We start from the raw sequence: 9,772 nt of genomic DNA on the forward strand, positions 1-9,772 counted from the left end.
AGGCTCGGCGCCGCCGTAGGGGTCGAGGTGGGACATCACGCACCGAGCGGATGCGGTACGAGTGCCACCACATGACGCAAGATCAAGACCATCCCCTACAGGCGCGACTGTTCCGGTTGACCGGCCCGACGGCCGGCCGATCCCCGCCGTTGACCCGGTGTTGGGGGAATCGTGCCGAGCCTACTGCACCCGGGAACCCGGCACGGCGGACGATGGCCCCACCACGACGAACGGCACCGGCGCTCCGCCACCGTCGAGGGTGGCGGCACACCGGTGCCGTGGCAGGTCGTACGGCTCAGACCTCGAGCAGCTCGGTCTCCTTGTGCTTCACCAGCTCGTCGACGCTGGCCACGTAGCGCTGGGTCAGGTCGTCCAGGTCCTTCTCGGCGCGGCGGCCCTCGTCCTCCCCCACCTCGCCGTCCTTGACCAGGCGGTCCAGCTCTTCCTTGCCCTTCCGGCGGATGTTGCGGATGGCCACCTTGGCCTCCTCACCCTTGTGCCGCGCCACCTTGATCATCTCGCGGCGGCGCTCCTCGGTCATCTGCGGGAGCAGGATGCGGAGCTGGTTGCCCTCGTTGTTCGGGTTCACGCCGAGGTCCGAGTCGCGGATCGCCTTTTCCATGGCGTTGATCTGCGAGTTGTCGTACGGCTTGATGATCACCATGCGCGGCTCGGGCACGCCGATGGACGCCATCTGCGGCAGCGGGGTCGGGCTGCCGTAGTAGTCGATGATGATCTTGGAGAACATGGCGGCGTTGGCGCGACCGGTGCGGATGGCGCCGAACTCCTCCTTGGCGTGCTCGATGGCACGGTCCATCTTCTCCTCGGCCTCGAGGAGGGTGTCGTCGATCACCGGTCTCCTCGCCTCCTTCTGTTGCTCGTCGTGGGCTCTGCTGTGGTGTCGGAGGACCGCTGCTGTCGTCGGCGGAGCCGCTCAGGCGGTGATCAGAGTGCCGATCTTCTCACCGCCGACGGCGCGGACGATGGTGTCGTCGCCCTGCGCGCCGAAGACCAGCATCGGCAGGCCGTTCTCCATGCAGAGGCTGAATGCCGCGGCGTCGGCCACCCGCAGGTTGCGGCGCAGCGCCTCGGAGAAGGTGATCGAGTCGAGCTTGACGGCGGTCGGGTCGATCCGCGGGTCCGCGGTGTAGACCGCGTCCACGCCGTTCTTGCTCATCAGCACCACGTCGGCGCGGATCTCCAGCGCCCGCTGCGCGGCGACGGTGTCGGTGGAGAAGTACGGCATGCCGGCGCCGGCGCCGAAGATGACCACGCGGCCCTTCTCCAGGTGGCGAATCGCCCGCAGCGGGATGTACGGCTCGGCGACCTGGGCCATCGTGATCGCGCTCTGCACCCGGGTCTCGATGCCCTCCTTCTCCAGGAAGTCCTGGAGGGCGAGGCAGTTCATCACCGTGCCGAGCATGCCCATGTAGTCGGCCCGGGCCCGGTCCATGCCGCGCTTCTGCAGCTCGGCGCCGCGGAAGAAGTTGCCGCCGCCGACCACCACGGAGACCTGCACGCCGCGGCGGACCACGGTGGCGATCTGCCGGGCGATGCCCTGCACGACGTCCGGGTCGACGCCGATCGCGCCGCCGCCGAAGACCTCGCCGGAGAGCTTCAGCACCACCCGGCGAGCCCGGCCGGGCGGAGGGGCGGTCGGATCATCCACCGCCAGGCTCCGGTCACTCACAAGCTGCGTCATCCGCCCCGCCCTTCCCGTCGCGCACCTGCTGTGCGCCCAGTACCCCGTAGCTGCCGCTGCCGACCCTATGTGACGAGGAGGCCGCGGTGCCTGTCACGTACACCGGCGGCCTCCTCGTCGACGTTGCTTGCCCACGGGCGCGTCACGCGCCCGATCCGGCGGCTCAGGCCTGGCCGACCTCGAACCGCAGGAAGCGGGTCACCTCAAGGCCGGCCTCGGCCAGCACCTGCTTCACGGTCTTCTTGGTGTCGGCGACCGACGCCTGCTCGACCAGGACGAAGTCCTTGAAGAAGGCGTTGACCCGGCCCTCGACGATCTTCGGCAGCGCCGCCTCGGGCTTGTTCTCCTCGCGGGCGGTCTGCTCGGCGATGCGCCGCTCGGACTCGACGACCTCGGCCGGCACCTCGTCACGGGTGAGGTACTTCGGCCGCATCGCGGCGACCTGCATCGCCACGGCGCGGGCGTCCGCGTCCCCGGCCTCGTCGGACTTGCCGGCGTACTCCACCAGCACACCGACGGCCGGCGGCAGGTCCTGGCTCTTGCGGTGCAGGTAGACCGCGGTGTTGCCCTCCAGCTTGGCGAAGCGGTTGAGCACCAGCTTCTCGCCGATCTTCGCGGACTGCTCCTGGATCAGGTCGGCGACCGGCTTGCCGTCGATGGTGCTGGCCAGCAGCTCCTCGGCGGTGCTCACGCCGCTGCGCTCGCCGTGCTCGACCAGCTGCTGGGCCAGCGCGATGAAGGCGTCGTTCTTGGCGACGAAGTCGGTCTCGCAGTTGAGCTCCAGCAGCGACTTGCCGGAGTGCGCGATCAGACCGTTGGCGGCCGTGCGGCCGGCCCGCTTGCCGACGTCCTTGGCGCCCTTGACGCGCAGGATCTCGATGGCCTTGTCGAAGTCGCCCTCGGCCTCGGTCAGCGCCTTCTTGGAGTCCATCATGCCGGCGCCGGTGAGGTCGCGGAGCTTCTTGACGTCCGCGGCGGTGAAAGTGGACATGACTCTCTCTTCGGTGTTGAGACTGCGTGGGATGGTCTGGCTGCCGGATTACCCGGATCCGGGCCGGTTGTGCCCGGAGTAGCCGCCGATCCCCACCGCCTGCGGAAAAGGACGGTGGGGACGCGGCGGCGCGATCATTCCGCGGTGGCGGTCGCCGGCTGCTCGGGCTGCGGCTGCTCCTTGGCCTGCTTCGGCTCCTCCAGCAGCTCGCGCTCCCACTCGGCCAGCGGCTCGTCGGCGCCGACCTGACCCGGCTCCGGCTTCTCTTCGGCGCCCCGGCGACGGCCCGAACGGGCGATCAGACCGTCGGCGACGGCGGCGGCCACGACCTTGGTCAGCAGCTCGGCCGAGCGGATGGCGTCGTCGTTGCCCGGGATCGGGAAGTCGACCTCGTCCGGGTCGCAGTTGGTGTCGAGCACGGCGATCACCGGGATGCCCAGCTTGCGGGCCTCGTCGACGGCGATGTGCTCCTTCTTGGTGTCGACCACCCAGATCGCGGCCGGGACCTTCTGCATGTCCCGCAGGCCACCCAGGGTGCGGGTGAGCTTGATCTTCTCGCGGGACAGCTGCAGGGTCTCCTTCTTGGTGTAACCGGCGGCGGTGCCGCTCAGGTCACCCAGAGCCTCCAGCTCCTTCATCCGCTGCAGCCGCTTGTACACCGTCTGGAAGTTGGTCAGCATGCCGCCGAGCCAGCGGTGGTTGACGTACGGCTGGCCGACCCGGGTCGCCTGCTCGGCGATGGCCTCCTGGGCCTGCTTCTTGGTGCCGACGAAGAGGATGCTGCCGCCCTCGGCCACCGTGTTGCGCACGAAGTCGTACGCCTTCTCGATGTAGTCGAGGGTCTGGCGCAGGTCGATGATGTAGATGCCGTTGCGCTCCGTCATGATGAAGCGCTTCATCTTCGGGTTCCAGCGCCGGGTCTGGTGCCCGAAGTGGACACCGCTCTCCAGCAGCTGACGCATGGTCACGACGGCCATGGTGGGGTACTCCTCAAGATCCCTGGTTGTTCCGCCCGGCCGGTGGCCGGGCGTCCTGGCGCCTGGTCGCCGGCCATGGTGGGCCCGACCAAGATCGGGACCAGGGGGCCGTCGCCCCACGAGGAAACGTGGAGAGGGCGCGCGAGGTCGACCGCGCGAGGCGGTCGCCAGTCGACCAGTGTACGCCCCTTCTCCGCTCCCCAGCCCCCGGGTGCGGTAACGCCCCTTGTCGCCACTTTCCGGGCGTACCCGGGGCGGTCGGCGGCGTCCCCGCTCAGCCTCGGGGATCAGCCGCCGGTCGGCGGCTCCGGCTTCAGCCGGCGGCGAGCGCGGCGGCGACGAAGAGCACCAGCCCCACGGTCAGGTACGCCGTCGGCGGGCGGAGCCAGCCACGGCTGCCGTCGGCGAGGGCCAGCCCGCCGGTGCGCAGCCCGTACAGGCCGGCGGCGAAGATCGGCAGCCCGGCGACCAGGAAGGTGCCCACCACCACGTGGGACGCGGAGACCGGGTCGCCCACCAGTCCGTGCAGGAGCACCCGTAGCGCGGGAATCTCGAAGACGAGCACCAGCGCCGCCAGGATCACCGCGAGCGCGGGCCGCCGGGTCCGGTACACGCCGTCGCCCGCCGGTGGGACGTCCGGGCGGGGTGCCACGGACGGCATCGGCCCGGTCGGCATCTCCAGCGGGTGTGGCGCCGGCCCGCCCGGCTGGTCCATCGGGTTCGGCACCACCGAGGCGGCGACGGCGTGGGTCGGCTCCGCCGGGCGGGAGGGCTCGACGATTGGGTAACCGCCCAGCGGTCCCTGCCGCAGCGGGTCGGAGCCGCGGTCCACGCTCACACCGAGCGGGTCGGCAGCGGCCACCGCGCCACCGTTCTCCCGGGCCGCGCGACGAGGGCCACGCTCACCGGGCAGCTCACCGGAGGTTTCCGAGATGTCGGGTTCCGCCCGTCGTGGACGGCCGGTCCCGTAGCTGTCCGCCTCCCCGCCGCTCAGGGGGTCGGCCGTGCCGAAGCGTCCCGTGTCCGCGTACCGGGGGGACGTGTCGGCGTACCGGCCCTCGTCGGCCCCGCGCTGCTCCGGGGTCCGGAAGTCGTCGTCGCGGTACCGCGGCTCGCCTGCACCCCGCCAGTCCGGTTCACCGTACCCGCGGTCGTTCCACCGCGGCCCCTGCTGATCCTCGGGAAAGCTCCGTCGTCCGTCCACGACGGCACCGTATGTCACCGACTCCGACCGCGCCATCCGCCCCGCTCAAGGCCGACACCCCTGGTCAATCGGGGACGTTGACGGTCAGCACGGACGCACGCTGGGTGATCGTCCACCTCCGCTACCACAGCCCGAGCATGATCGTCCGCCCGTCCACAGCACCCCCGGTTGTCCACAGGCCCCCGGCCCGGGGCGGCGGGACCAACCCGGCCGGACGCACCGTGGCCACCATGACGAAGCGGAACCAGGCCGTCGGCGCGTACGGCGAGCGGTGCGCGGTCCGGCACCTGATCGAGGCGGGACTGCGTCCGGTCGCCCGAAACTGGCGCTGCCCGGACGGGGAGATCGACATCATCGCCTGGGAGGGCGAGGTGCTCGCCTTCTGCGAGGTGAAGACCCGCCGTACCGACGACTTCGGCAGCCCAGCCGAGGCGGTCGTACCGGCCAAGGCGCGCCGGCTGCGCGGCCTGGCCGCCCGCTGGCTGGCCGAGACCGGCACGAGCGCCGAGGAGGTCCGCTTCGACGTGCTCTCGGTGCGGCTCTCCGCCGCCGGCGCGGCGCACGTCGACCACCTCAAGGGGGCGTTCTGAGATGGGCGGCCCGGCATGAGCTACGCCAAGGTGCTCTGCGTCGGCCTGGTCGGGGTGACCGGGCACGTCGTGGAGGTGGAGGCCGACTTGGCGCCGGGGCTGCCGGCGGTGGCCATCTCCGGCCTGCCCGACACCACCCTGCACGAGGCCCGGGACCGGGTCCGTGCGGCGATCGTCAACTCCGGCCAGAAGTGGCCCAACCGGCGGATCACCCTCAACCTGCTCCCCGCGCCGCTGCCGAAGTACGGATCGGCCTTCGACCTGGCCATCGCCACCGCCCTGCTCGGCGGGGCCGGGGAGCTGCCGCTCCTGCCGCTGGAACGGGTGGTGGTCCTCGGCGAGCTGGGGCTGGACGGCACCGTCCGGCCGGTACGGGGCGTCCTGCCGATGGTGGCTGCGGCGGCCCAGGCCGGGCTGGACCGGGTGATCGTGCCGGTCGGCAACGCGGCGGAGGCGGCGGTGATCCCCGGCGTCCAGGTACGCGCGGTCGACACCCTGCACCGGCTGGTCAGCTACGTACGGGACGGGACACCGCTGCTGGAAGCACCCGCCGGCGCCCCGGCGCCCCCGATGAGCGGGCCGGATCTGGCGGACGTCGCCGGGCAGGGGTTGGGCCGGCGGGCGGTGGAGGTGACCGCGGCCGGTGGCCACCACCTCGCCCTGCTGGGGCCGCCCGGAGCGGGAAAGACGATGCTCGCCGAGCGCCTTCCGTCGATCCTGCCGGCGCTGGACGACGACGCGGCGCTGGAGGTCACCGCCCTGCACTCCATCGCCGGGGCCCTCCCGTCGGACGGGCGACTGCTGCGCCGCCCGCCGTTCCAGGCCCCACATCACACGGCCACCGTGCCGGCCCTGGTCGGCGGCGGCTCGGGGCTGGCCCGCCCGGGCGCGGTGTCGCTGGCCCACCGTGGGGTGCTCTTCCTCGACGAGGCGCCGGAATTCAGCAAGGGCGCGCTGGAGGCGCTGCGCCAGCCGCTGGAGCACGGACGGGTCCAGCTGGTCCGCACCCGGGGCGGCACGGAGTATCCGGCGCGGGTGCAGCTCGTACTCGCCGCCAACCCATGCCCGTGCGCGAAGCCGGCGGGAGACACGCAGTGCGAGTGCAGTCCGCTGACCCGGCGGCGCTACCTCGGCCGGCTCTCCGGCCCCTTGCTGGACCGGATCGACGTGCAGGTCACCGTGCTGCCGGTACGGGCGGCCGAGCTGATGGCGACGGGCGGCAGGAACGAGTCGTCGGCCACGGTCGGCGCCCGGGTGGCGACGGCCCGGGCGGCGGCGGTCGAGCGGTGGGCGGCCGTCGGTCACCGCCTGAACGCGGAGATACCCGGCCCGGTGCTGCGGCGGCTGCCCTGGCGGTTGCCCGGTCGGGACACCGCCGAGCTGCGCGCCCGGCTGGACAGCGGCTCGCTCTCGGCCCGGGGCTTCGACCGGGTCATCCGGTTGGCGTGGACGATCGCCGACCTGGACGGACGGGACCGGCCGGACCGGGAGGACGTACGGGAGGCGATCGGACTGCGGACGGGAGAGGGAGCATGAGCGGCGACGACACGGCCCGAGTGGAGGACCGGCTGGCCCGGGTCGCGTTGACCTGGCTCACCGAGCCGGGCACCTGGTCGGTGCACCGGCTGGTGGAGCGCCTCGGTGCGCCGGCCGCTCTGGCGCTGCTCTGCGACGGCGGAGCGCCTGGGGAGAAGCTGCGCGCCACGGTGGCGGCCCGGCTCACCGCCGGTGACCCGCTGGCGGTGGCGGCGCGGGCGCTGGACCGGACGGACCGGCTCGGCGCCCGGATCGTCACGCCGGACGACGCCGAGTGGCCGGTACGCGTCGACGACCTGCGGCGACTCGCCCTGTCCGGGGCCAGCCGCCGGGTGGACACCGAAACGGCCCCACCGCTCTGCTTCTGGGTACGCGGCGCGTGGCCGTTGGCCGAGGCGATGGAGCGATCGGTGGCGGTGGTCGGCGCCCGGGCCGCCACGTCGTACGGCCTGCACGTCGCGACGGAACTCGGTTACGGCCTGGCCGAGCGGGAGTGGACCGTGGTCTCCGGCGGGGCGTTCGGCATCGACGCCGCCGCGCACCGGGGCGCGTTGAACGCCGGCGGGGTGACCGTGGCGGTGCTCGCCTGCGGGGTGGACCGCCCCTATCCGGTGGGCAACACGGCGCTCTTCGACCGGATCGCCGAGACCGGTCTGCTGGTCAGCGAGTGGATGCCGGGAGCGGATCCGCTGCGTCCCCGGTTCCTCATCCGCAACCGGGTGATCGCCGCCGCCACCGGCGGCAGCGTGCTGGTGGAGGCATCGGCGCGCAGCGGCGCGACCCAGACGATGCGCCGGGCGCTGGCCATCAACCGACCGGGGATGGTGGTGCCCGGCCCGGTCACCTCGGCCATGTCCGTCGGTGCCCACGAACTGCTCCGCGAGCAGCCCGCCGCCCGGCTGGTCACCGGGGTTGCCCACGTGCTGGAGGAGGTGGGGCGGATCGGAGCGGATCTGGCACCACCGGCCCGGGGACCACGGCGCCCCGCCGACGAACTCGACGACGAGGCGACCGTGGTGCTGGAGTCGCTGCCCCGGCGCGGCGCCCGGGATCCGGACGCAGTGGCCGCGCGCGCCGGGATCAGCGTCCGGGTGGCCCTGCGCAAGCTGTCGCTGCTGGAGGAGTTGGGGCTGGTGGTCCGCCGCGACGGCGGGTACGCCCTCGCGCCGCCACCGGACCGGCGGGCGGCTGCGGCCGGCTCCTCCCCCGCCGATGGAACCGGATGAGGGGCGGCATCCCGCTCCCCCGCCGATGGTGCGGAATCAGTGGCGGAACCCCGCTCCCCCGCCGATTGGACTGGATGAGGGGCTGCACCGCGCCCCCCAGCCCGCGATCCGCCGTCGGCCGGCCACCGCCGTCGCAGTCCTCCGTGAGCCGCGCGGACCTGTCGCCCCAGGCGCCCTGTTGCCGGATACACCGACCGGAGAAAACCGGCCGGCCAACCGGCGCCCGGGCGCCGGGCGCAATGGGGACGGGCTGGGAAGCGGGTCAGTCGCCCTCGAAGCGGATCTCGAACTCCCGGTCGGGCAGGCACCGCCGGACGAGCAAGGCCAGCCGGCGGATCTGGTCCGTCTCCACCGGTGCCCGGGCAACCTCCGCCAGGCACCGCAGTTCGGCGAGCAGCTGGGGCGCCGCCTCGCCGTCGACGACCAGCTCACCCAGCGGATCGATGCGGTCCAGTAGCGGCGTACGACCCCCGCCCCGTACCCGCTTCAGCAGGTCAAGCAACACGTCGTCGGGATCGGGGACCACCTGGGCGGCGACGTACGACGGACGGCGGTGGCCGGGACCGGCCCGGACCAACCGGTAGAGGACGGCATCGACACCCACGCTCGGACCCCTCCTCCCGTCAGCGTCGGCTCCAATGGGATCGACGCCGGTTTGTTCCGCCTTGCGATGTCACCCCTCCGCGCCGCCGGATCGGCTCAGTGCCGTGGCGACGCCGACGCGGCCACCCCGGGTGGCGGCGGCCTCTGAATCGGCGGCGGCACCGAGCCGGCCGCCGCGACGCGCGGTCGGAGGGTGCCACCATCCCCTTCGTACCTTCAGTTTCCCCTGTCCACACCGCTGTCAGCCAGCCCCGACGGCGTGGCGATTCCACATCCTGACGATCCGATCCCATTCCGGGGCGGCGTCGTCCACCGGCGGCCCTACTTGCATGGCCGGAGACCACGGCCGGGACCCTGCAAAGGCGGCTCGGCGTCGGACCGCCGGGCCACCGGCCCACCGGATACGGCGGCTCGGGCGTCGGACCGCCGGGCCACCGGGCACCCCGGCCACCGGATGCGGCGGCTCGGCGTCGGGCCGCCGGACGGCGAGGGCCGTAGGCTGGGCCGGTGCCGGCCGACAGCCCGATGAGGCGGCACCCTGTGGGGGTGCCGGTAGACGGGTGCGTGAGTGCACCGGTCCCCGCCGAGGCCCCGGCGAGGGAGGAAAGCCTCCGGTGAGCGACGAGCGTCGCGGCACCCGCGCCCTCCACCAGGGACTGCCGCCGGCCATGCGGGAAGCGGTGGACGACTTCGCCGACCACCTCGCCCGAGTACGCAACCGGTCCGCGCACACCGTCCGGGCATACGTCACCGATCTGGTCTCCCTGCTCGATCATGCGGTCCGGATGGGCTGCGCCGATCTGGCGGAGCTGGACCTTACGGTGCTGCGGAGCTGGTTGGCGAAGCAGCGGACGATGGGCGCGGCGCGGACGTCGCTGGCCCGCCGGGCCGCCTCGGCCCGCACGTTCAGCGCCTGGGCCCACCGCTCCGGCCTGCTCCCCAC

At 73.0% G+C, this 9,772-nt stretch carries 10 protein-coding genes; 4 read left to right on the top strand and 6 right to left on the bottom strand.

Annotated features, from left to right (window positions below; all coding sequences use genetic code 11):
- Nucleotides 1–295: 295 nt before the first annotated feature.
- The 5 genes from frr to DKL51_RS06930 all read right to left on the bottom strand — a co-directional run bounded on the left by frr (nucleotide 296) and on the right by DKL51_RS06930 (nucleotide 4,910).
- Nucleotides 296–853 carry a ribosome recycling factor gene (frr, locus tag DKL51_RS06910; RefSeq protein WP_109947115.1) on the bottom strand — a complete coding sequence of 186 codons (558 nt, stop codon included), beginning with the start codon at nucleotides 851–853 and terminating at the stop codon, nucleotides 296–298.
- Nucleotides 854–934: 81 nt separating this feature from the next.
- Nucleotides 935–1,702: a UMP kinase gene (pyrH, locus tag DKL51_RS06915; RefSeq protein WP_109947114.1), complete on the bottom strand. Its 768-nt coding sequence runs from the start codon at nucleotides 1,700–1,702 to the stop codon at nucleotides 935–937.
- Nucleotides 1,703–1,865: 163 nt separating this feature from the next.
- Nucleotides 1,866–2,693: a translation elongation factor Ts gene (tsf, locus tag DKL51_RS06920; RefSeq protein WP_109947113.1), complete on the bottom strand. Its 828-nt coding sequence runs from the start codon at nucleotides 2,691–2,693 to the stop codon at nucleotides 1,866–1,868.
- Between the two features lie 134 nt (nucleotides 2,694–2,827).
- Nucleotides 2,828–3,670, bottom strand: coding sequence for a 30S ribosomal protein S2 (gene rpsB, locus DKL51_RS06925; protein ID WP_109947112.1), 843 nt, complete (start codon nucleotides 3,668–3,670; stop codon nucleotides 2,828–2,830).
- A gap of 313 nt (nucleotides 3,671–3,983) precedes the next feature.
- On the bottom strand, nucleotides 3,984–4,910 hold the full coding sequence (locus DKL51_RS06930) for a hypothetical protein (RefSeq protein ID WP_109947111.1): 927 nt from the start codon (nucleotides 4,908–4,910) through the stop codon (nucleotides 3,984–3,986).
- Nucleotides 4,911–5,104: 194 nt separating this feature from the next.
- On the opposite strand from DKL51_RS06930, the gene DKL51_RS06935 reads away from it, so the two are divergent.
- The 3 genes from DKL51_RS06935 to DKL51_RS06945 are packed head-to-tail and all read left to right on the top strand — an operon-like array spanning nucleotide 5,105 to nucleotide 8,226.
- Nucleotides 5,105–5,464, top strand: coding sequence for a YraN family protein (locus DKL51_RS06935; protein WP_124811843.1), 360 nt, complete (start codon nucleotides 5,105–5,107; stop codon nucleotides 5,462–5,464).
- Between the two features lie 15 nt (nucleotides 5,465–5,479).
- Nucleotides 5,480–7,000, top strand: a complete 1,521-nt coding sequence (locus tag DKL51_RS06940; RefSeq protein ID WP_124811844.1) for a YifB family Mg chelatase-like AAA ATPase — start codon at nucleotides 5,480–5,482, stop codon at nucleotides 6,998–7,000.
- Nucleotides 6,997–8,226: a DNA-processing protein DprA gene (locus DKL51_RS06945; RefSeq protein ID WP_124811845.1), complete on the top strand. Its 1,230-nt coding sequence runs from the start codon at nucleotides 6,997–6,999 to the stop codon at nucleotides 8,224–8,226. The genes DKL51_RS06940 and DKL51_RS06945 overlap by 4 nt, the downstream gene beginning before the upstream one ends.
- A 262-nt stretch (nucleotides 8,227–8,488) precedes the next feature.
- On the opposite strand, the gene DKL51_RS06950 is transcribed toward DKL51_RS06945, so the two are convergent.
- Nucleotides 8,489–8,830 (bottom strand): hypothetical protein, encoded by a 342-nt coding sequence (locus tag DKL51_RS06950; protein ID WP_124811846.1) that lies wholly within the window; start codon nucleotides 8,828–8,830, stop codon nucleotides 8,489–8,491.
- A 667-nt stretch (nucleotides 8,831–9,497) separates the two neighbouring features.
- Between DKL51_RS06950 and DKL51_RS06955 the strand changes: the two genes are divergently transcribed.
- A partial coding sequence (locus DKL51_RS06955) for a site-specific integrase (protein WP_185734733.1) occupies nucleotides 9,498–9,772 on the top strand: 275 nt, incomplete at its 3' end.

The organism is Micromonospora globispora, from assembly GCF_003857015.1.
Classification (GTDB): Bacteria; Actinomycetota; Actinomycetes; order Mycobacteriales; family Micromonosporaceae; genus Micromonospora; species Micromonospora globispora.

Excerpts from the sequence above, each read along its gene's own strand:
- pyrH (WP_109947114.1), bottom strand. The coding sequence starts at position 1,702 with ATGACGCAGCTTGTGAGTGACCGGAGCCTGGCGGTGGATGATCCGACC.
- tsf (WP_109947113.1), bottom strand. The coding sequence starts at position 2,693 with ATGTCCACTTTCACCGCCGCGGACGTCAAGAAGCTCCGCGACCTCACC.
- rpsB (WP_109947112.1), bottom strand. The coding sequence starts at position 3,670 with ATGGCCGTCGTGACCATGCGTCAGCTGCTGGAGAGCGGTGTCCACTTC.
- DKL51_RS06930 (WP_109947111.1), bottom strand. The coding sequence starts at position 4,910 with ATGGCGCGGTCGGAGTCGGTGACATACGGTGCCGTCGTGGACGGACGA.
- DKL51_RS06935 (WP_124811843.1), top strand. The coding sequence starts at position 5,105 with ATGACGAAGCGGAACCAGGCCGTCGGCGCGTACGGCGAGCGGTGCGCG.
- DKL51_RS06940 (WP_124811844.1), top strand. The coding sequence starts at position 5,480 with ATGAGCTACGCCAAGGTGCTCTGCGTCGGCCTGGTCGGGGTGACCGGG.
- DKL51_RS06945 (WP_124811845.1), top strand. The coding sequence starts at position 6,997 with ATGAGCGGCGACGACACGGCCCGAGTGGAGGACCGGCTGGCCCGGGTC.